The organism is Scandinavium sp., from assembly GCF_036271055.1.
In the GTDB taxonomy this organism is placed as follows: domain Bacteria; phylum Pseudomonadota; class Gammaproteobacteria; order Enterobacterales; family Enterobacteriaceae; genus Scandinavium.
This window is the reverse complement of the sequence record NZ_DATBBJ010000087.1, coordinates 86,407-106,943: the sequence shown is the minus strand read 5'-3', so window position 1 is coordinate 106,943 and position 20,537 is coordinate 86,407. Positions and strand designations below refer to the sequence as shown.

At 53.9% G+C, this 20,537-nt stretch carries 20 protein-coding genes; 11 read left to right on the top strand and 9 right to left on the bottom strand.

What is annotated here, in order from left to right; genetic code table 11:
• Positions 1-229: 229 nt before the first annotated feature.
• Complete coding sequence (gene narX / locus VH187_RS19470; RefSeq protein WP_329703096.1) at positions 230-2,026, top strand: nitrate/nitrite two-component system sensor histidine kinase NarX; 1,797 nt, start codon at positions 230-232, stop codon at positions 2,024-2,026.
• Positions 2,019-2,669, top strand: coding sequence for a two-component system response regulator NarL (gene narL / locus VH187_RS19465; RefSeq protein ID WP_329703095.1), 651 nt, complete (start codon positions 2,019-2,021; stop codon positions 2,667-2,669). Before narX ends, narL begins: the two co-directional genes overlap by 8 nt.
• Here the strand turns inward: narL and VH187_RS19460 are convergent.
• Positions 2,666-4,060 (bottom strand): YchO/YchP family invasin, encoded by a 1,395-nt coding sequence (locus VH187_RS19460; protein ID WP_414714005.1) that lies wholly within the window; start codon positions 4,058-4,060, stop codon positions 2,666-2,668. The genes narL and VH187_RS19460 overlap by 4 nt on opposite strands.
• A gap of 164 nt (positions 4,061-4,224) precedes the next feature.
• Here VH187_RS19460 and VH187_RS19455 point away from each other — a divergent pair, with 164 nt between their 5' ends.
• The 3 genes from VH187_RS19455 (at position 4,225) to VH187_RS19445 (ending at position 7,112) form a co-directional block, all read left to right on the top strand.
• Positions 4,225-4,776, top strand: a complete 552-nt coding sequence (locus VH187_RS19455; protein WP_329703094.1) for a YbhB/YbcL family Raf kinase inhibitor-like protein — start codon at positions 4,225-4,227, stop codon at positions 4,774-4,776.
• A gap of 94 nt (positions 4,777-4,870) precedes the next feature.
• On the top strand, positions 4,871-5,221 hold the full coding sequence (locus VH187_RS19450; protein ID WP_329703093.1) for a DsrE/DsrF/TusD sulfur relay family protein: 351 nt from the start codon (positions 4,871-4,873) through the stop codon (positions 5,219-5,221).
• A 106-nt stretch (positions 5,222-5,327) separates the two neighbouring features.
• Positions 5,328-7,112 carry a methyl-accepting chemotaxis protein gene (locus VH187_RS19445; RefSeq protein ID WP_329703092.1) on the top strand — a complete coding sequence of 595 codons (1,785 nt, stop codon included), beginning with the start codon at positions 5,328-5,330 and terminating at the stop codon, positions 7,110-7,112.
• Between the two features lie 63 nt (positions 7,113-7,175).
• Here the strand turns inward: VH187_RS19445 and VH187_RS19440 are convergent, their stop codons facing one another.
• Together VH187_RS19440 and chaB are read right to left on the bottom strand one after the other, a co-directional pair.
• Positions 7,176-7,856, bottom strand: coding sequence for a gamma-glutamylcyclotransferase (locus tag VH187_RS19440; protein ID WP_329703091.1), 681 nt, complete (start codon positions 7,854-7,856; stop codon positions 7,176-7,178).
• A gap of 173 nt (positions 7,857-8,029) precedes the next feature.
• Entirely contained in the window at positions 8,030-8,260 is a 231-nt protein-coding gene (chaB, locus tag VH187_RS19435; RefSeq protein ID WP_329703090.1) for a putative cation transport regulator ChaB, read from the bottom strand.
• 265 nt (positions 8,261-8,525) lie between these two features.
• Between chaB and chaA the strand changes: the two genes are divergently transcribed.
• Entirely contained in the window at positions 8,526-9,626 is a 1,101-nt protein-coding gene (gene chaA / locus VH187_RS19430; protein WP_329703089.1) for a sodium-potassium/proton antiporter ChaA, read from the top strand.
• Positions 9,627-9,687: 61 nt separating this feature from the next.
• Here the strand turns inward: chaA and kdsA are convergent, their stop codons facing one another.
• The 5 genes from kdsA to hemA form a co-directional block, all read right to left on the bottom strand.
• Positions 9,688-10,542, bottom strand: coding sequence for a 3-deoxy-8-phosphooctulonate synthase (kdsA, locus tag VH187_RS19425; protein WP_329703088.1), 855 nt, complete (start codon positions 10,540-10,542; stop codon positions 9,688-9,690).
• 39 nt (positions 10,543-10,581) lie between these two features.
• Positions 10,582-11,391 carry an invasion regulator SirB1 gene (gene sirB1, locus VH187_RS19420; RefSeq protein WP_329703087.1) on the bottom strand — a complete coding sequence of 270 codons (810 nt, stop codon included), beginning with the start codon at positions 11,389-11,391 and terminating at the stop codon, positions 10,582-10,584.
• Between the two features lie 78 nt (positions 11,392-11,469).
• A complete protein-coding gene (prmC, locus tag VH187_RS19415; RefSeq protein ID WP_329703151.1) occupies positions 11,470-12,306 on the bottom strand; it encodes a peptide chain release factor N(5)-glutamine methyltransferase in 837 nt (278 codons plus the stop codon).
• Positions 12,306-13,388, bottom strand: a complete 1,083-nt coding sequence (gene prfA / locus VH187_RS19410) for a peptide chain release factor 1 (RefSeq protein WP_329703086.1) — start codon at positions 13,386-13,388, stop codon at positions 12,306-12,308. The genes prmC and prfA overlap by 1 nt, the downstream gene beginning before the upstream one ends.
• A gap of 42 nt (positions 13,389-13,430) precedes the next feature.
• A complete protein-coding gene (gene hemA, locus VH187_RS19405; protein WP_329703085.1) occupies positions 13,431-14,687 on the bottom strand; it encodes a glutamyl-tRNA reductase in 1,257 nt (418 codons plus the stop codon).
• Between the two features lie 195 nt (positions 14,688-14,882).
• On the opposite strand from hemA, the gene lolB reads away from it, so the two are divergent.
• The 4 genes from lolB to dauA all read left to right on the top strand — a co-directional run bounded on the left by lolB (position 14,883) and on the right by dauA (position 19,257).
• Complete coding sequence (gene lolB, locus VH187_RS19400) at positions 14,883-15,500, top strand: lipoprotein insertase outer membrane protein LolB (RefSeq protein ID WP_329703084.1); 618 nt, start codon at positions 14,883-14,885, stop codon at positions 15,498-15,500.
• A complete protein-coding gene (ispE, locus tag VH187_RS19395; RefSeq protein WP_329703083.1) occupies positions 15,497-16,357 on the top strand; it encodes a 4-(cytidine 5'-diphospho)-2-C-methyl-D-erythritol kinase in 861 nt (286 codons plus the stop codon). The genes lolB and ispE overlap by 4 nt, the downstream gene beginning before the upstream one ends.
• Positions 16,358-16,491: 134 nt before the next feature.
• Positions 16,492-17,439, top strand: coding sequence for a ribose-phosphate diphosphokinase (gene prs, locus VH187_RS19390; RefSeq protein ID WP_329703082.1), 948 nt, complete (start codon positions 16,492-16,494; stop codon positions 17,437-17,439).
• A 135-nt stretch (positions 17,440-17,574) separates the two neighbouring features.
• A complete protein-coding gene (dauA, locus tag VH187_RS19385) occupies positions 17,575-19,257 on the top strand; it encodes a C4-dicarboxylic acid transporter DauA (protein ID WP_329703081.1) in 1,683 nt (560 codons plus the stop codon).
• Positions 19,258-19,396: 139 nt separating this feature from the next.
• On the opposite strand, the gene ychH is transcribed toward dauA, so the two are convergent.
• Positions 19,397-19,672: a stress-induced protein YchH gene (gene ychH / locus VH187_RS19380; protein ID WP_329703080.1), complete on the bottom strand. Its 276-nt coding sequence runs from the start codon at positions 19,670-19,672 to the stop codon at positions 19,397-19,399.
• A gap of 273 nt (positions 19,673-19,945) precedes the next feature.
• Between ychH and pth the strand changes: the two genes are divergently transcribed.
• Positions 19,946-20,530 (top strand): aminoacyl-tRNA hydrolase, encoded by a 585-nt coding sequence (gene pth, locus VH187_RS19375; protein WP_329703079.1) that lies wholly within the window; start codon positions 19,946-19,948, stop codon positions 20,528-20,530.
• Positions 20,531-20,537 lie beyond the last annotated feature (7 nt).

Genomic DNA, 20,537 nt, shown 5'->3' with positions numbered 1-20,537 from the left:
GGAACATATTCTGACGTGGAAAACGGGTGTCATCCTTAGTGAGTAGAGTCAATCAACCAAAAAACTGTGGTTTTTCACATCACTTAGCGAGGATTACCCCTTCCTTCTCCCTTGCCTGCCACCAGTGGCAATTAAGGGGTAATCCTTTGGGGGTATGGGTATACTCCAGGTGATATCCGAGAATGAGCCACCTTCCCGGATGAAACCCAGGTCAGGAGCCATGCTGTCGATGTTCAAACGTCTTTTTACTCCGCTTACGCTGGTCAATCAACTGGCGCTGATTGTACTGCTGTCCACTGCTATTGGTGTGACGGGCATGGCGATTTCTGCGCGTCTGGTTCACGGCGTACAAGGTAGCGCACACGCTATTAATGAAGCAGGCTCGCTGCGTATGCAGAGCTATCGCTTGCTGGCGGCGATTCCGTTGCATGCTTACGACCAGAAATTATTCGATGACATGAATAAGACGGTGACCAGCCCGGAGTTAATTGAAGCCGCGCGTCGCGACAGTCAACAGCAGCAGTTACAAGCGTTACAGCGATACTGGCAATCCGAATTAGCGCCGAGCATGAAACAAGCCAGCAGCCAGGAACAGGTTGCCGGGGAAGTAGCCGGCTTTGTGAATCGTATCGACCAGTTGGTGACATCTTTCGACCATACCACTGAGAAACGCATTCAGCATGTGGTGTGGGTACACCGCATGATGGCGGCATTTATGGCACTGTTACTGCTGTTTACTGTCGTTTGGCTGCGGGCTCGTTTACTCCATCCTTGGGAGCAGTTACTCAGCATGGCGCGGGCTGTCAGTCAGCGTGATTTCAGCAAACACGCCAAAATCAGCGGCCGCAATGAGATGGCGACCCTCGGCATGGCGCTGAACAATATGTCGAAAGAGCTGGCAGAAAGTTACGCCGTACTGGAACAACGGGTACAGGAAAAAACCGCCAATCTCGAACAGAAAAACGAAATCCTGGCGTTTCTCTGGCAGGCCAATCGCCGTTTACATTCTCAGGCCCCGCTTTGTGAACGAATTTCCCCGGTGTTGAATGGTCTTCAAGGTTTGACGCTGCTGCGTGATATCGAGGTGCGGGTCTATGACATGGAAGATGAGGAAAATCATCAAGAGTTTCGCTGCTACTCCGCGCTCGATTGCGATGATAAAGGCTGCTATCTCTGCCCGCGTAATCTTCCTGCCCTGCCCGGCGGCGGTATTACGCTGAAATGGCGGTTAACCGATGCCCATAATCAATACGGTATTCTGCTGGCGACGCTGCCTGCCGGCCGTCATCTGAGCCATGATCAACAGCAATTAGTTGATACGCTGGTTGAACAGCTCACCGCGACGCTGGCTCTCGACAGACAGCAAGAACGTCAGCATCAGCTGATTGTGATGGAAGAACGTGCCACCATCGCCCGCGAGTTACACGACTCCATCGCCCAGTCGCTTTCTTGTATGAAGATGCAGGTTAGCTGCCTGCAAATGCAGGGCGCAGATTTATCCGACGAAAGCCGTCAGTTGTTAAGCCAGATGCGAAATGAACTGAACACGTCCTGGGCGCAGTTGCGCGAGCTGCTGACCACCTTCCGTCTACAATTAACCGAAGCGGGATTGCGTCCGGCGCTGGAATCCAGCTGTGAAGAGTACAGCTCCCGTTTTGGCTTTACGGTGCAACTGGATTATCAGTTGCCTCCGCGCTTTGTTCCTTCTCATCAGGCTATCCATGCATTACAGATTGCCCGTGAAGCATTGAGCAATGCGCTTAAACATTCTGAAGCGACGGAAGTCACCGTGTCGGTGACCCACAACAACAATCAGGTGCGACTTATCGTGGCCGACAATGGCCGCGGCGTTCCGGACCATGCAGAGCGCAATAATCACTACGGCTTAATCATCATGCGCGACCGTGCGCAAAGCCTGCGTGGCGATTGCCAGGTCAGACGCCGTGAAACAGGTGGCACTGAAGTTGTTGTTTCTTTTATTCCCGAAAAACCGCTTTCACAACCGCAAGGAGAAATTCATGAGTAATCAGGAACGGGCTACCATCCTGTTAATTGACGATCATCCGATGCTGCGCACGGGCGTCAGGCAGTTAATCAGCATGGCTCCCGATCTACAGGTGATCGGCGAAGCCAGCAATGGTGAACAAGGTATTGAGCTGGCTGAAACCCTCGACCCGGATCTGATCCTGCTCGATTTGAATATGCCTGGCATGAATGGCCTTGAAACCCTCGACAAGCTGCGTGAGAAATCGCTCTCTGGCCGGGTGGTGGTGTTCAGCGTCTCTAATCACGAAGAAGATGTGGTGACGGCGCTGAAACGCGGAGCAGATGGTTATCTGCTGAAAGATATGGAGCCGGAAGAGTTGCTGAAAGCGCTGCATCAGGCCGCTGCCGGGGAAATGGTATTGAGTGAAGCGCTGACGCCTGTGCTCGCGGCGAGTCTTCGCGCCAACCGCGCTACGTCTGATCGTGATATTAATCAGTTAACCCCGCGCGAACGCGACATTCTCAAGCTGATTGCACAAGGCTTGCCGAACAAAATGATCGCTCGCCGCCTGGATATCACCGAAAGCACCGTGAAAGTTCACGTGAAGCATATGCTGAAAAAGATGAAGCTAAAATCCCGCGTTGAAGCGGCGGTCTGGGTGCATCAGGAACGTATTTTCTAAGGCATTAACAGCGCATCTGACGTCGCCGCCGGGAATGTGACCAGCGGCTCCGTCAGCGCAAGCGTAATTTCGTTCGACGACACGCGCTGCCCTTTCTCATCTTCAACCACCACCAGCAGATGCCAGCGATTCTGCGCTCCGTCACTGTAATCCCAGGCAGGCATGATCACCGTCCAGCCATCAACGCTGCTGTGATTCACCGGAGGCGTCAAACTCAAGGCCTGTGAATCCCCTTGCCATGTCAGCGCTTTAATTTTGAAACGGCTGCGAACCTGCAATTTCAACGATACGGTTTCACCAGGCTGTAAATCCCACGGCGGCGTCGCAAGGAATACTGAAAGCGTTTTGCGCTGACGATATTCCACAATTGGCAAGTTACTGCGTTCCGGGCTGTCATAACGACTGCCGCGTAATGATGTAAAGGCTGCCACTTCGCTTGATTCAAGCTGTTTCTTCAGCGGCACACCAAAACGGTAATTCAGTTTCATGCCGAGATTATTCTGGCTGACGCCACTTTCGCCCTGCTTATGCTCAGCGGAAATTGTCACTAGCGGCACTGGCGTATAATCGAGTCCAAGCGAGACCGCTATCGGATTGTGATATCCGGTCCCGGTATGGAACAGGTCAACGCTGTCACCAAAATACTGCTCAAAACTGACGCTGGTGTTGATATAACGATAAAACGGCAGCCGTGCCTGAGCCGTAAAATCATACCCGCGCGCCATGCGGCTTTGCTCAGTGTCGCTGTCGTCGCGCCAACTGCCTAAAGGCTGATAGTAGTTTGTCGAAAGACGCAAATATTCGCCCCAGGCTTCCGCGCCAAAACCGCCACGCTTGAGATGCTCTCTCAACACCGAGTCATAAAAAGCGTTGTAACCCAGCAACCAATCGCCCGCAATCCAGCGTTGCCCCACGCCGAGATTCGTGACCAGTCCGTCATCTTGTTCGGTCGCGCCGACCTGACCCCACGTTAAATAGCGGTCATTATCTGCCAAAGGTACGAACCAACTACCGTGACTGCCGGTAAATTTCCCTTCGCTGTTCACCAAAAGTTCTGCCGACGCATTGCCCCAAGGAGAGAGCCAGTAATCCAGTTGCTGATTCACTTCACTATTAAGTTGATGACTGAGTTTTTCGATGGCAAAAAGACGGGCCTGATCGCTCGTGTCCAGACCGTTGTCCTGCATGCTGGCCTCACCAAAGGCTTTGACCATTTCGGCAAGATGCTTTTCGCTATCATGATTATCCGCAGGCATGCCTAAATCCGGCAACGCGGGAGTGCTATCGTCGAAAGGATTTTCGGCTTGTTCGATGAAGGTCTGGCGGGTAGCTGCAATACCTCCTGCCAGTGGCAAGAGTAACAACAGCGGTAAACATTGGCGTGACAGCAAATACCTCAAAACGCAGCAAGATCCCTCAGTTAATCAGCGGCGCCGGACGACGCGTTCTTCTATTTTAACGTTTTTAGCCATCGCTTTCAGCCTTCGGGGGATTTTCAGGAAGATCCTTAAACATTGGCTACAGTTAAACCACCTTCCTTGCGTGAGATGCGCTTATGAAATCCCTTCCTCACCTTATCGCCTGCGCGACACTGTTTGGCAGTATGGGTTCAGCTTATGCGGACAACCTGTTTATTCTGCAGTCGCCTGCCTTTACCGATAATGCGATGCTCGATAGCGCATACGCAGGAAACGACCCGAAGAATGCCAACTGCACCGGGAAAAATAGCTCTCCACCACTGGTATGGAGTAATGTCCCGCCGCAAACCCAAAGTCTGGCGCTGATAGTTCACGACCCGGAAGGCAATAAAGGTCTCGGCGTCACACATCTTGTGGCGTACAACATCTCTCCGGCCTCCACCGGGTTTGGTCCGGATGCGCTGAAGCACACGATAGACTTCACCGGAGGCAAAAATACCCCGGGTACGTCAAGCTGGTACGGCCCCTGCCCGCCGCCCGGTTCGGGGGCGCATCATTATACGTTTACGTTGATTGCGACATCGCTGCCGCCTACGTTACCTGCGGGATTAACGCGCGAAACACTGTTTGAAAAACTCAAAGGCCACCAGCTCGCCGCCGCCGGGTTGATTGGTCGCTTCGGGCAATAGACCTGCGCCAGATCATTCCGTGTGCCTGAAACGATTGGCAGCCCGCCCGCAGCGAAGTAGCATCGGCGATTCAAACGCTATTTCAGGAGTGAACATGCAACGTATTGTGATAATCGCCAACGGCGCGGCGTACGGCAGCGAATCTTTATTTAACAGTCTGCGTCTGGCGATTGCGCTGCAGGACCAGCAACCGATTGAGCTAAAAGTGTTCCTGATGTCGGATGCGGTGACTGCCGGACTGCGTGGGCAAAAACCCGCCGAGGGCTATAACATTCAGCAAATGCTGGAAATTCTCACTGCTCAGAATGTGCCAGTAAAATTGTGCAAAACCTGCACCGATGGCAGGGGGATTACCGCCCTTCCGCTCGCTGATGGCGTGGAAGTCGGCACGCTGGTTGAGCTGGCGCAGTGGACACTCGACGCAGACAAAGTATTAACGTTTTGAGTCCAAAAGCGTTAATAAAGTGTTTTTTCTTATGTTCCCGGTTACAGCATCAAGTTCCTGCCTGGGTTGCCGATATGCAAGCCAAACAACACAGCAGGAATATAATATGTTTCGTTCCATTCGTACGCGCATCATCGCTGCAACCGCCGGATGTCTGGCGGTTGCGCTTCTTTTGAATACCATCATCAACTATCAGGTCACTCGTCGCGATAACACGCAAGCCCAGCAAGAAATGCTGGTCAGCACTCGCACCAGCCACGGCATGGCGATCGCCGATTGGGTCAGCAGTAAAATGACCATGATCGCCTCACTCGATAAAGTCGCGCTCAGCGATGATCCGGTTCCACAGTTCTTGCAAATGGCTCGCGCAGGCGGCTTCAGTAATGTGTATGTCGGCTACGCCAGCAAAACCGCGAAATTCTCTGACCCAACCGGCGTGCCTGCGGACTATGACCCGACCCTTCGTCCGTGGTATCAACAAGTGCTGCACGACGACGCTCCGGTGGTAACCGCACCATACGTCGATGCGGGAACCGGGAAATTGGTCGTCACCTTTGCGGTTCCGGTGAAAGACAACGGTACATTGAAAGCCGTAGTTGCCGGTGACGTAACGATGGACAGCGTGGTCGCCAATGTGCGCGAAATACACCCGACGCCTGCCAGCAGTGGCCTGCTCCTCAACAGTGACGGCAGCGTCATCGCGGCGAGCGATCCGGCGCTGACCCTGAAACCCTTTAATGAAGCGATTTCAGGCGTGAATTTAAAAGCGCTGACCGCAGGCGATACGCTTCAGGGCACGCTCGGTGGCAGCGACAAAATATTCTCTGCGATCCCGGTTCAGGGCACGCATTGGTTGTTAGTAGTGGCACTCGATCGCCACGATGCGACATCAGGTATGAACGCCCTGCTGAAAGCCTCAGCGATTGCCTTTATCGTCCTTGTGCTGGTCGGTGGTGGCGTCGTGCATCTGTTGGTGGCCGCGATGCTTAAACGCCTGCTTACCATTCGTGATGCCATGTTAGCTATCGGTAATGGGACCAACGACCTTTCCCAACGTCTGCCGGAAAACGGTAAAGATGAAGTGGCACAAATCGCTCACGCCTTTAACCTGTTCGCCGATAAGCTGGCACAGGTAATGCTCCAGCTACGTGACGCCACTTCTTCGGTGCAAACCGCCGCCCAGGAAATTGCAGCGGGCAACCGTGATCTGTCGGCACGCACCGAACAGGCCGCCTCCAGCCTGCGTGAAACCGCCAGTGCCGTGGAGCAGATAACCGCTTCTGTGTCTCAATCAACAGAATCCGCGAGTGCCGCCAGCGCACAGGCGGAGAAAGCGACCAAAGTGGCGTCAAAAGGGGGTAGCGTCGTGTCCAGCGCCATCGACACCATGCAGGCCATCGAAACCGCGTCGGCAAAAATCGGTGATATCACAAGTGTCATCGACGGGATCGCTTTCCAGACCAATATTCTGGCACTGAACGCCTCCGTTGAAGCCGCTCGCGCAGGTGAACAAGGGCGTGGATTTGCCGTGGTCGCAGGCGAAGTGCGCAATCTTGCCAGCCGCAGCGCGCAGGCGGCAAAAGAGATCAAAACGTTGATTGATTCCACCACCGAAAGCGTGGCGAACGGCTCGCACTATGTTCGTCTGGCCGGGGAAAGCATGCAGGAAATTGTATCCAACATCGGCAGTGTGTCGGGGATCATCCGCGAAATCAGCATCGCCAGCAGCGAACAGATGCAAGGGATTCAGGAAATTAACCATGCGGTCATTCATCTCGACCGAATGGTGCAGCAGAATGCTGAATTGGTCGTGGAATCCGCGGCCGCTGCGGGCGCATTGCAAAGTCAGGCGGGCGACCTGGCGACGACAGCAGGCCATTTCCGCATTTAAATTTCATTCTGCCTGAAAGCAAAAAGCCCGAAGTTTGAACTCGGGCTTTTTTCTGTGAGCGCGTCACGCCGTGCGCGGTAAGTTTTCACCGTTCAGCAGATAACGGACTTTTCCCACCAGCTCATTTAAGCACTCGTCCTGCATACCGAGTTTCAGCAGTTCCTGTTCGAGCGAGAAAAGGTATTGTGCGTTGGTACCGAGCGGCCCGCTGGCAGCAGCAATCAATGGCGCAATCACCTGCACGCTGGTATCGGACTCATACAGCGGATGACGCGGATCCATGATAAACACCAGTGCGTTCACCGTGCGGCCATCGTCGAGTTCCAGTTTGCACCAGGTTGGCAGATAGCAGCCGGTGATCATTTCGCGCTTCCACAACAGCGACAGCTCATCTTCCAGTGCGCAATCGCGCAGGCGATAAGCCACTCCCGTGGTGCGTCCGCCCTCTTTTAGGGCAAGCATGCGACCTGGCTGACAGGCACTGCCGCGCCCTGCCGTCAGGCGTAAACAGAAGGCACGGTGCCAGCCGACGAGCGTGCCGGTACAGGATTCACTATAATCCAGCGCCGGGTTCCACATCAGTGAACCGTAACCAAATATCCATACAGGGCCAGCATCCGGTCGACAAGCTAACGTCGCGGCAAGCGAAGCTGCGCGTTGTTCCGGCGACCAGAGTAGCGATTCCTCGATTGCACCAAAGGCCGTCTTGCAATCGGCTTTCAGCAAGAAATCACGCGTTAACACTTTTAACCTCCACCACTGCTCTCTTCCCTGCTACGACTGGTTTCCCTTTGAATTGCTGAAATAGTATCCAGCTTCCACAGACAATATGCAATGAACGGGCCGATAGCAAGACAACAGAGGCTCAATGAAGCGCAATTTTTTGCATAAAATAAGTCGAGAATGGACTAAGCGGCTTATTTCTTTTTATGCCACTTATCGTCATCGCCCTTTTCATAATCATTTTTCACTGCAGCCCAGGCCACGCGGTGAGCCGTCTCTTCACGACTGGCGTCATCTCTTCGGTCCTCTTTATGCTTATACTGATCCCATGCGCTGTTAAATGCCTCTTTATAGATGTCTTGTGCGTGGGCGGGAAGAACGTGTTGAACGCTGTCGGGCAAGTCGCTTCGGTTGCTGTAGGGCATAGGGGCCTCCTGAAATCACACAAACGGTAAGTGTGGGTCAGGAATTCCCCAGGCGCAAATCCAGATAATTACTGGGTATTAGTAGTAATCAATATGCTGTTATATAAACAGAAATTAAACATAATTGCTTTTTATAAAACGCAGTCATGAATTTAAAGGCAAGAGGTAAATTTCAGTAAAAAATCACAGTGAGCACATTTAAGTCTGCTATGTTATGTCCTTACTTTATCTATAATTATAAATCCTGCACTAATGGAGATGGTTCATGACTCATGCACATGAGGCGGTAAAGACCCGCCACAAGGAGACCACCCTTATTTTCCCGGTGTTAGCGCTGGCGGTACTGATGTTCTTTGGCAGCAGTCAGTCCATGCCAGTGGTTATCGGCATCAATATCCTGGCCCTGATCGGTATTTTAAGCAGCGCATTTAGCGTAGTCAGACACGCCGACGTACTGGCACACCGCCTGGGCGAACCCTATGGCTCACTGATTTTAAGCCTTTCCGTCGTCATTCTTGAAGTAAGCCTTATTTCTGCATTAATGGCGACCGGTGATGCCGCGCCGACGTTGATGCGCGACACCCTCTATTCCATCATTATGATTGTGACCGGTGGCCTGGTCGGTTTCTCTTTATTGCTTGGGGGACGGAAATTTGCCACGCAGTACTTAAATTTATTCGGCCTCAAACAGTATCTGATCGCCCTTTTCCCATTGGCTATCATTGTGCTGGTGTTTCCGATGGCGCTGCCTGGGGCGAATTTCTCCACCGGCCAGGCGCTGCTGGTTGCCCTGATTTCAGCCGCAATGTACGGCGTGTTCCTGCTTATTCAGACCAAAACCCACCAGAGCCTGTTTGTTTACGAGCATGAAGATGAAGCCGACGACGACGATCCGCATCACGGCAAGCCTTCGGCGCACAGCAGCCTGTGGCATGCGGTTTGGCTGGTCATCCATCTGATTGCGGTGATTGCGGTCACTAAAATGAATGCAGGCCCGTTAGAGACGATGCTCGGCGCGATGAATGCCCCCGTGGCCTTTACCGGCTTCCTGATTGCGCTGTTGATCCTCTCCCCTGAAGGGCTTGGGGCGCTGCGTGCCGTGTTGAATAATCAGGTACAGCGTGCCATGAACCTGTTCTTCGGCTCGGTGCTGGCGACCATTTCATTGACCGTACCTGTGGTGACGCTGATTGCTTTTGCCACCGGCAATGATTTGGTCTTCGCTCTCGGTGCACCGGAAATGATTGTCATGGTTGCTTCCCTGGTGCTGTGTCAGATTTCCTTCTCCACCGGGCGCACCAATGTGCTCAACGGTGCCGCCCATCTGGCGCTGTTTGTGGCGTATCTGATGACGATATTTGCTTAGTCTGAGTAGATAATGCCCATTAAAAAACCCGCCGCAGCGGGTTTTTTTATATCGTCCAAACTTACTTGCTGGTATCCAGCTCGTCGAAGTTCTTCACCAAATCATCAATCGCTTTGATCTGTTTCAGGAACGGTTCCAGTTTATCCAGCGGCAGCGCAGACGGGCCGTCGCATTTCGCATGTTCTGGATCCGGATGTGCTTCGATGAACAGACCAGCCAGACCTGTTGCCATGCCTGCACGAGCCAGTTCAGCAACCTGCGCACGACGACCGCTGGACGCTGCGCCAAACGGGTCGCGGCATTGCAGTGCGTGGGTCACGTCGAAAATCACCGGAGAATTACCGGAAACGGCTTTCATCACGCTGAAGCCCAGCATGTCGACAATCAGGTTGTCGTAGCCGAACTGCGTGCCACGGTCACACAGAATAACCTTGTCGTTACCGCCTTCAGCGAATTTATCAACAATGTTACCCATCTGACCAGGGCTTACGAACTGAGGTTTTTTGACGTTGATAACAGCACCGGTTTTCGCCATCGCTTCCACCAGATCGGTCTGGCGTGCGAGGAAGGCTGGGAGTTGAATAACATCAACCACTTCGGACACAGGTTGCGCCTGAGAGGCTTCGTGAACGTCGGTTATCAGTTTCACGCCAAACGTCTGCTTCAACTCCTGGAAAATCTTCATCCCTTCTTCGAGGCCAGGGCCACGATAGGATTTAATGGAGGAGCGGTTGGCTTTATCAAAAGAGGCTTTGAACACGTAAGGGATACCCAGTTTCTGGGTCACAGTTACGTAGTGTTCACAGATGCGCATCGCAAGGTCACGCGACTCGAGCACGTTCATACCACCGAACAGCACGAATGGCAGGTCGTTTGCGACGTTGATATCGCCAATGCTAACCACTTTTTGTTTCATAAGATCGCCTTATCAGGGGTTAATCGGATTCTTTCCGGATTAATGCAAGGTAATGTGTTTATTCGCAATATTGTTGATCTGCGCGCGGATGATTTCGCTGATCGGATCTTCCGGGCACTGCTCTACGAAATAGCTCAGGTCGGTAAGTGCTACATGTTCGCACTCCAGCTGGGCGTAGATCAGGCCGCGATCGCGGATTTCATACGGGTCTTCCGGATTAAACTGCAACAACGCTTCACTGACGCGCAGCGCCAGCTCCATCTGCCGCTCTTCCATCAGCGCAGATTTCAGGGTGTCGAGCAGTTTACGGATAACTTCGGCGTTATCCGCTTCATCCAGGTCTTCGTTAAACAGTTCAGCTACCGGGCTGATATTGCCTTTCAGCCACACTTCAAGCGTGTGCTCATCAAGAGTGTCGCCGGTAAACGGATTAATGAACCACATTTCGCCCGTTTCAACATCGGCGCGTAACAGCAACTGAGTCGGGAAAATAACGGGCATCATGGGGATCGAGAGGCGTCGTGCGATTAGCAACACAATCGCACCGAGCGACACGGCGCTGCCTTCACGGTTTTTCAGAACGGTATCGAGCCACAAAGCGTCAGAGAGACGGTAAATGCCGTGGGCAGAACTGAAGCCCCATTCACCGTAGAACAACTCAATCAGGCGCTCTACCTGGCGAGTCTCAGTCCATGAAGGGCTAATCTCTTCTCGCGCCAAACTCACCAGTTGTTCCAGCTCGTCATTGACGTACTGGCCCTGGAAATCGTCACGGATCAGTTCAGAGATGAGGATCATGCCGTCGCACAAAGGTGCTTTGTTAAATTCAAAATCCGCTAATGACCTCATGACCTACCCCAACTGCGGGTTGCTGAATGGCAACCTGATAACTTCAAAATGATGCTAATAATAACGCTAAACACGTTTTCAGTCAGCATTACGTCTCCCGACCGTTAAACGCTCGTTGCCGCCATAGTCACGACAGGTTTCCACCTCGCCATAACCGGCCTGATGAAAAAGCTCACGTACTGCAGCGCCCTGCTTCCAGCCATGCTCCAGCAACATCCACCCGCCGGGCAGCAGAAAACGACGCCCTTCACGAATGATATGGGCCAAATCGGCCAGGCCTTCGTCGGCAGCGACCAGCGCACTCAGCGGTTCGAAACGCACATCGCCTTCGGCAAGGTGCTTGTCCTGTTCGTCGATGTAAGGCGGATTGCTCACAATCATGCCAAAAGTCTGGCCTTGCAGCGCGCTGAACCAATTGCTCTGCGCAATCGTCACATTCTCGATGCCGAGGCTTGCCGCGTTACGCTGCGCTAATGCAACCGCATCGGCGATAAAATCGACAGCAGTCACCCGGCAGTCCCGGCGCTCGCTCGCCAACGCCAGCGCAATCGCCCCGGTGCCAGTGCCTAAATCCAGGATGTCACACCCATCCGACGGTAAACGCGTCAGCGCCTGTTCAACCAGACATTCGGTGTCCGGGCGCGGAATAAGCGTCGCCGGAGAAACAGCCAGCGGCAGCGACCAGAATTCACGCATGCCGACCAAATGCGCCACCGGTTCCCCGTTGGCGCGGCGGCTCAACAACGTTTCCAGTGCTTCAGTTTCATCCGCATTGAGAACCGTTTCGTCGAAAGCCAGAATGAACGTGCGCGATTTGCCTGTAACGTGGCCCAGCAAAATCTCAGCGTCACGTCGCGGGCTTTCGCTTTGCGCCAGCCGCTGAATTGCCTGAGTCAGCCACTGCTTGAACGTCATCATTCCTGATCGGACAACGCCGCCAGCTGATCGGCCTGATATTCCTGCACGATCGGTTCAATCAGCATGTCGAGTTTACCTTCCATCGTTTCATCCAGACGGTAGAGCGTCAGGTTGATTCGGTGGTCGGTCACACGGCCCTGCGGGAAGTTATAGGTGCGGTTGCGATCGCTGCGATCGCCACTGCCCAACAGGTTACGACGAGTAGACGCTTCGGCCTGCTGACGCTTTGCCACTTCGGCGGCACGAATACGCGCCCCCAATACTGACAACGCTTTGGCTTTGTTTTTGTGCTGCGAACGTTCGTCCTGGCACTCCACCACAATGCCAGTTGGCAAGTGGGTGATACGAATAGCTGAGTCGGTGGTGTTAACGTGCTGACCACCCGCGCCCGAGGAACGGAAAGTATCGATACGCAAATCTGCCGGGTTGATGTCCGGCATTTCTGCTTCAGGCAGTTCCGGCATCACCGCGACGGTACAAGCGGAGGTGTGAATACGGCCCTGGGATTCCGTCGCCGGAACGCGCTGTACGCGATGTCCGCCGGATTCAAATTTCAGACGACCGTATACGCCGTCACCGCTAATTTTCGCGATAACCTCTTTAAAGCCGCCGTGTTCACCTTCGTTGGCGCTCATGATTTCCACACGCCAGCGGCGCGCTTCGGCATAACGGCTGTACATGCGGAACAGGTCGCCCGCGAACAGCGCGGCTTCATCCCCACCGGTTCCGGCGCGTACTTCAACAAACGCACTGCGCTCGTCGTCGGGGTCTTTCGGCAGCAGCAGCACCTGTAATTCTTGCTCAAGCTGCTCGCCTTTGGCTTTCGCTTCCTGCAACTCTTCCTGCGCCATTTCGCGCATTTCCGGGTCGTCGAGCATCATCTGTGCAGTTTCAATATCTTCCTGCACCTGCTGCCAGTCGGTAAAACATTTCGCAACGTCGCTGAGCTGCGCATATTCCCGCGATAACGCGCGGAAACGGTCCTGATCGGCGATGGTTCCAGCATCACCCAGCAGCGCCTGAACTTCTTCATGGCGCTCATGCAGCGCTTGCAGTTTGGCAACAATAGACGGCTTCATAGGCCTGAGTTCACCCTGTCATTAGAATGTGAGATAGCAGCGCTATTCCAGCCCGAGGCTGTCGCGCAGAATATTCAGGCGTTCGTCGTCCCCGTCACGGGCAGCCTGTTGAAGAGATTTTGTCGGCGTGTGGATCAGGCGGTTAGTCAGTTTACGCGCCAAATCCTGCATGATGGCTTCGGCGTCTCCGCCTTGTTGCAGCGCGGCCAACGCGCGGGCTGTGAGTTCATCACGCACCAGATCGGCCTGCGAACGGTATTCACGAATGGTCTCGCTGACGCTTTGCGCGCGCAGCCAGGCCATAAATTCACTGGCTTCCTGCTCAACAATGGTTTCAGCCTGCTGCGCGGCGGCTTTACGCTGCGCCAGATTATGCTGAATGATGTTTTGCAGGTCATCAACGCTGTAAAGATAGGCGTTGGCGAGTTTGCTGACGTCAGGCTCGACGTCTCGCGGCACGGCAATATCCACCAGCAACATGGGCTGATTGCGTCGTGCTTTCAGCGCTCTTTCCACCATCCCTTTACCGATAATAGGCAGCGGGCTGGCGGTGGAACTGATAATAATGTCCGCTTCTTTTAAACGCTCGTCGACGTCGCTCAGGGCAATCACTTCCGCGCCAACTTCATCAGCCAACACCTGCGCGCGTTCGCGTGTGCGGTTGGCGATAAGCATTTTTTTGACGCGATGTTCACGCAAATGACGCGCAACCAGTTCGATGGTTTCCCCAGCGCCGACCAGCAACACGGTCACGGACGAAAGGGATTCGAAAATCTGACGGGCTAACGTACAGGCGGCAAAGGCAACGGACACGGCGCTTGCACCGATATCTGTTTCGGTACGTACGCGTTTGGCAACGGAGAACGATTTCTGGAACATGCGTTCCAGCTCGCTGACGTTCAAATGCCCACGGCTGGAATCGGCAAAGGCTTTTTTCACCTGACCGAGAATCTGCGGCTCACCGAGGATCAGCGAATCTAACCCGCTGGCGACGCGCATTAAATGGCTGACGGCGTCGTTATCCTGGTGCCAGTAAAGGCTGTTGCGCAGGTCTTCTTCGTTCAACTGATGATAATCACACAGCCAGCGAATCAGGGATTCCTGTAAATTTTCCTGCTCTTCAACGCTGAGATAAAGCTCGGTGCGGTTACACGTCGACAGCACCACACCGCCCTGCACCATTGGCTGGGACAGTAAGCTTTCCAGCGCCTTGTCGAGCGTATCTGGCGAAAACGTAACACGTTCTCGCAGCGCGACCGGAGCGGTTTTGTGGTTGATGCCTAGTGCCAGGAGCGTCATGAATGCAGGAGTAGTACCAGCGTTGATAAGGTTAGTCTGAGCGCATCATACAGGATGCGCAAGGTCAATAAAAGGGACGCCCTCCTTTCGGAGTAATCGGTAATATTATGATTTGGGACAACTTGAACGTAGACGCTGCCAGCGTGCGGCGCTAGCATTGACGGTTACAACTGCTACGTCTATCAAGGATTTTCAATGAAACTGAGCCCTCTAGTACGTCTGATGCCTCTGGCAGCGCTGGTTCTGACCGCCTGCTCCATCAACGCCCCGAAAGGCCCTGGCAAAAGCCCGGACTCACCGCAGTGGCAACAGCATCAGCAAGAAGTGCGTCAGTTGAGCCAGTATCAGACCCGTGGCGCGTTCGCGTTTTTGAATGACGAACAGAAGGTGTATGCCCGTTTCTTCTGGCAGCAAACCGGGAAAGATAACTATCGCCTGTTGCTGACCAACCCGCTCGGCAGCACGGAACTGTCGCTGACGGCCGCCCCTGGCACCGTGACACTTATTGATAATAAAGGTCAGTCTTACACCTCTACTGATGCCGAAGAGATGATTGGCAAACTGACCGGCATGCCGATTCCGCTGAATAGTCTGCGCCAGTGGATCCTCGGTCTGCCAGGTGATGCCACCGATTATAAGCTTGATGACCAGGCACGCCTGAGTGAATTGAACTACACCCAAAACGGTAAAACCTGGAAAGTGGTGTACAGCGGTTACGACAGCAACAGTAAACCTTCCTTGCCGTCGAATATGGAACTGACCGAAGGCAGCGAGCGTATCAAACTGAAAATGGATAGCTGGATAGTCAAATGAGTACCCGTTGGCCTTCCCCGGCAAAACTGAATCTTTTTCTTTATATCACCGGCCAGCGCGCCGATGGTTATCACGAGTTACAGACGCTGTTTCAGTTTCTTGATTACGGCGACACGATAACCATTGATGTGCGAAGCGACGGCAAATTGCAGCTGTTGACGCCCGTTGACGGCGTGCCCAACGAAGAAAATCTGATTATTCGCGCCGCGCGAATGCTGATGAAAACTGCTGCAGACAGCCATCGCCTGCCAAAAAATGCGGGTGCCGATATCCGTATCGACAAGCGTTTACCGATGGGCGGCGGCCTTGGCGGCGGCTCATCAAATGCCGCGACGATTCTGGTAGCACTGAATCATCTGTGGCGCTGCGGATTAACGGTGGACGAACTGGCGACCCTCGGTTTGACGTTAGGTGCAGATGTTCCGGTGTTCATTCGCGGTCATGCGGCCTTCGCCGAAGGGGTGGGCGAAGTGCTCACCCCCGTCACCGTGCCGGAAAAATGGTACTTAGTCGCACACCCCGGCGTGAGCATTCCGACCCCGGTTATTTTCAATGATCCCGAATTGCCCAGAAATTCACCGCGCAGGTCAATTAAAACGTTACTAGAATGTGAATTCAGCAACGATTGCGAGGTTATCGCAAGAAAACGATTTCGTAAGGTTGATGCAGCGCTTTCCTGGCTGTTAGAATACGCCCCGTCGCGCCTGACTGGCACAGGGGCCTGTGTGTTTGCTGAATTTGACACCGAATCCGCTGCCCGCCAGGTGCTTGAGCAAGCCCCGGAATGGCTGCAGGGCTTTATTGCCCGCGGTGTGAACGTTTCACCGTTAATGCACGCCGTTGAAGGAGCAGACTGAGTTTCGGTGACAACGTCACCCCGTTCCAGACGTTGCATCGTGCTCATTAATACACCGCCTGGATGAAATGCGCCTGGCCCGCACAGTTTTAGGCCCATTCATCCACCACTGGACGCATGCCTGAGGTTCTTCTCGTGCCTGATATGAAGCTTTTTGCTGGTAACGCTACCCCGGAACTAGCACAACGTATTGCCAACCGCCTGTACACTTCTCTTGGCGACGCCGCCGTAGGTCGTTTTAGCGACGGTGAAGTCAGCGTACAAATTAACGAAAATGTACGCGGTGGTGATATTTTCATCATCCAGTCCACTTGTGCCCCAACCAACGATAATCTGATGGAATTGGTTGTCATGGTTGATGCTCTGCGCCGCGCTTCAGCAGGCCGCATCACTGCCGTTATCCCTTACTTTGGTTATGCCCGTCAGGATCGTCGCGTACGTTCCGCTCGTGTGCCAATCACTGCCAAAGTTGTCGCGGACTTCCTGTCCAGCGTCGGCGTTGACCGCGTACTGACCGTTGACCTGCATGCTGAACAGATTCAGGGCTTCTTCGACGTACCGGTAGACAACGTCTTCGGCAGCCCAATCCTGCTGGAAGATATGCTGCAGCTGAAACTGGACAATCCAATCGTGGTTTCTCCAGACATCGGCGGCGTCGTCCGTGCTCGTGCTATCGCGAAGCTCCTTAACGATACCGACATGGCTATCATCGACAAACGCCGTCCGCGTGCTAACGTTTCCCAGGTGATGCACATCATCGGTGACGTTTCCGGTCGTGACTGTGTGCTGGTTGATGACATGATCGACACAGGCGGCACTCTGTGCAAAGCCGCCGAAGCGCTGAAAGAGCGTGGTGCGAAACGCGTATTTGCTTACGCGACTCACCCGATCTTCTCCGGCAACGCAGCCACTAACCTGCGTAATTCTGTCATTGACGAAGTCATTGTCTGCGATACCATCCCGCTGTCGGATGAAATCAAAGCACTACCTAACGTCCGTACCCTGACTCTGTCAGGTATGTTGGCAGAAGCGATTCGTCGTATCAGCAACGAAGAATCCATCTCTGCCATGTTCGAGCATTAATCGAACCGGTATAAAAAACCCGCTGCGGCGGGTTTTTTTGTTTTAATCAACAATTTGTATGACTAATGCCTCCTTCATTTGCATAAGCCACGTGTATAACCCGTGCAAATGATGCGCTCATGGATGAAGACCACTGTGAACCGATCCACACTCGCAGATATCATGCCGTTCCGCGCCCTTATCGACGCCTGCTGGAAAGAGAAATATACCCTTAGCCGCTTTACCCGTGATCTGATTGCCGGGGTAACCGTTGGGATCATCGCGATTCCACTGGCGATGGCGCTGGCGATTGGCAGCGGCGTTGCGCCGCAATATGGCCTCTACACCTCTGCCGTCGCGGGGATTATCATCGCGCTGGCAGGCGGCTCTCGTTTTAGCGTCTCAGGCCCAACCGCGGCCTTCGTCGTTATCCTCTATCCGGTTTCGCAACAGTTTGGCCTCGCCGGATTATTGGTTGCGACGTTGTTGTCAGGTGTTTTCCTGGTGCTTTTCGGCCTCGCCCGCTTTGGCCGCTTAATTGAATATATTCCGATCTCCGTCACCCTCGGTTTTACGTCCGGGATTGGCATTACCATCGCCACAATGCAGATCAAAGATTTCTTTGGCCTCCAGCTTACACATATGCCGGAACACTACTGGCAGAAAGTCGGCGCACTAGCGACGGCGATGCCGACACTCAACCCAGGCGATGCAGCAATTGGCGTGGTAACGCTGGCAATTCTGATTTTCTGGCCGCGTCTGGGCATTCGCTTGCCGGGACATCTGCCCGCACTGCTGGCGGGGTGTGCGGTGATGGGTGTGGTGAATCTGCTTGGCGGACACGTCGCTACCATTGGCTCGCAGTTCCATTACGTTCTCAGCGATGGCACCCAGGGCAACGGTATCCCACAACTTCTGCCGCAGTTGGTACTGCCGTGGGAAATGCCTGATTCCAGCTTTACGCTGAGCTGGGATTCCTTACAGGCTCTATTGCCTGCTGCGTTTTCGATGGCAATGCTGGGCGCGATTGAGTCATTACTTTGCGCGGTTGTGCTCGACGGCATGACCGGCACGCGTCACAAAGCCAATAACGAATTGATCGGCCAGGGTCTGGGCAACATGATCGCCCCGTTCTTTGGCGGGATCACCGCAACTGCCGCCATTGCTCGCTCGGCAGCTAACGTTCGTGCAGGGGCAACCTCACCCATCGCCGCCATTCTGCATGCCGTGTTGGTGATCATGGCGCTGCTGGTGCTGGCTCCGCTTCTTTCCTGGCTACCGCTTTCGGCAATGGCCGCCCTCCTCCTGATGGTGGCGTGGAACATGAGCGAAGCGCACAAAGTCGTTCACCTACTGCGCCGCGCGCCAGTGGATGACATTGTGGTGATGCTGATTTGCATGTCGCTGACGGTACTGTTCGACATGGTGATCGCCATCAGCGTAGGGATTGTGCTGGCGTCATTACTGTTCATGCGTCGAATCGCGCGCATGACGCATCTGGCCCCGGTCAACGTCACGGTGCCGGACGACATTCTGGTGATTCGGGTGATCGGTCCTCTGTTCTTCGCCGCCGCAGAAAATATCTTCAATGATTTGCAGACGCGTCTTGAAGGCAAAAGAATTGTGGTACTGAAATGGGATGCGGTTCCGGTGCTGGATGCAGGCGGTCTGGAAGCGTTCCAGCGCTTTGTCAGTCGCCTGCCAGAAGGCTGTGAATTGCGGGTATCGAATCTGGAGTTCCAGCCGCTGCGTACGCTGGCGCGAGCAGGTGTTCAGCCGATTCCTGGGAAACTGGCGTTCTATCCCGATCGTGATGCGGCGCTGGCTGATATTATTTAATCTCTGCCCTTTGCCCGGTGGCACTGCGGCACTGCGTTTGCGCGGGCCTACACGGCGCCAGGAATTATAAGCGAAGCGCCACCCGGCAGTCCTGAAACGAGAACGGCTCCCAAGGGAGCCGTTCTGCTATGTAAATCGATCAGCTGTGACGATGTCCGTCGCGACGGCAGCGTTTATCGTAGTGCCGCACCCACCAATATCTGTCGCTGACCTGCTCGTGGCCGCTAACGCGCGCCCCTGCCAGCCAAAGCACCGCCCCGAGGAAGATACTCAGCACCGCACCGTGCGCGAAAAACTGAGGCAGGTTAAGCTGCGGAAGTTGGTTTAAAATGGAGTAACCGACCCCCACGACCATGACGACTAATCCTAAACCCATGAGCATGTTACCGAGTCGCGAAGCGTTTCTGCGTTTCATATGTCACCTCCGGAACTTTGGGTTGACAGGGAATGTCCCTGGTCCTTGTGTGTAAAGTATAGACAACACACCCAGCGGTAAGTGCGTAGGCGATCACATTTACGCACATCTGCGCAACATAACTTTACAAATAACAAGCTGAACTATATGCATTTCTAATGGTTCAGCAGCGCAATAATGTCTTTATTTCCCGTTTGGCTTGCAGAATTTTGTCAACCGCTGCGCCAGACAGTACACTACGCGCCAGCTATCGACTCACTCAGGACTAAAAACGTGACGATTAAACTGATTGTCGGCCTCGCCAATCCGGGCGCTGAATATGCCGCGACCCGCCATAACGCCGGAGCCTGGTATGTCGATCTCCTTGCAGATCGTTTCCGCGCCCCGCTACGCGAAGAAAGTAAATTTTTCGGTTACACCTCACGCATCAATGTTGAAGGTGAAGATGTGCGTCTGCTGGTGCCGACCACCTTTATGAATCTCAGCGGTAAATCCGTTGCGGCCATGGCAACGTTTTTCCGCATCGCCCCCGATGAAATTCTGGTGGCGCATGATGAACTGGACCTGCCGCCGGGCGTCGCAAAATTCAAACTCGGAGGCGGACATGGTGGTCATAACGGCCTGAAAGATATCATCAGTAAACTCGGCAATAACCCGAATTTTCACCGCTTACGGTTGGGAATTGGTCATCCGGGCGATAAAAACAAAGTTGTCGGTTTCGTGCTGGGCAAACCGCCACAGTCTGAACAGAAGCTGATAGACGAAGCGGTGGATGAAGCGGTGCGCTGCACCGAATTATGGCTAAAAGATGGCCTGACCAAAGCCACCAACCGCTTACACGCTTTTAAAGCACAATAACGCCCGG

Coding starts and splice junctions, on each gene's coding strand:
- chaA (WP_329703089.1), top strand. CDS start 8,526: ATGACTCATGCACATGAGGCGGTAAAGACCCGCCACAAGGAGACCACC.
- sirB1 (WP_329703087.1), bottom strand. CDS start 11,391: ATGAGGTCATTAGCGGATTTTGAATTTAACAAAGCACCTTTGTGCGAC.
- lolB (WP_329703084.1), top strand. CDS start 14,883: ATGAAACTGAGCCCTCTAGTACGTCTGATGCCTCTGGCAGCGCTGGTT.
- narL (WP_329703095.1), top strand. CDS start 2,019: ATGAGTAATCAGGAACGGGCTACCATCCTGTTAATTGACGATCATCCG.
- VH187_RS19450 (WP_329703093.1), top strand. CDS start 4,871: ATGCAACGTATTGTGATAATCGCCAACGGCGCGGCGTACGGCAGCGAA.
- VH187_RS19445 (WP_329703092.1), top strand. CDS start 5,328: ATGTTTCGTTCCATTCGTACGCGCATCATCGCTGCAACCGCCGGATGT.
- chaB (WP_329703090.1), bottom strand. CDS start 8,260: ATGCCCTACAGCAACCGAAGCGACTTGCCCGACAGCGTTCAACACGTT.
- ychH (WP_329703080.1), bottom strand. CDS start 19,672: ATGAAACGCAGAAACGCTTCGCGACTCGGTAACATGCTCATGGGTTTA.
- VH187_RS19455 (WP_329703094.1), top strand. CDS start 4,225: ATGAAATCCCTTCCTCACCTTATCGCCTGCGCGACACTGTTTGGCAGT.
- narX (WP_329703096.1), top strand. CDS start 230: ATGTTCAAACGTCTTTTTACTCCGCTTACGCTGGTCAATCAACTGGCG.
- kdsA (WP_329703088.1), bottom strand. CDS start 10,542: ATGAAACAAAAAGTGGTTAGCATTGGCGATATCAACGTCGCAAACGAC.
- prmC (WP_329703151.1), bottom strand. CDS start 12,306: ATGACGTTCAAGCAGTGGCTGACTCAGGCAATTCAGCGGCTGGCGCAA.
- hemA (WP_329703085.1), bottom strand. CDS start 14,687: ATGACGCTCCTGGCACTAGGCATCAACCACAAAACCGCTCCGGTCGCG.
- prfA (WP_329703086.1), bottom strand. CDS start 13,388: ATGAAGCCGTCTATTGTTGCCAAACTGCAAGCGCTGCATGAGCGCCAT.
- ispE (WP_329703083.1), top strand. CDS start 15,497: ATGAGTACCCGTTGGCCTTCCCCGGCAAAACTGAATCTTTTTCTTTAT.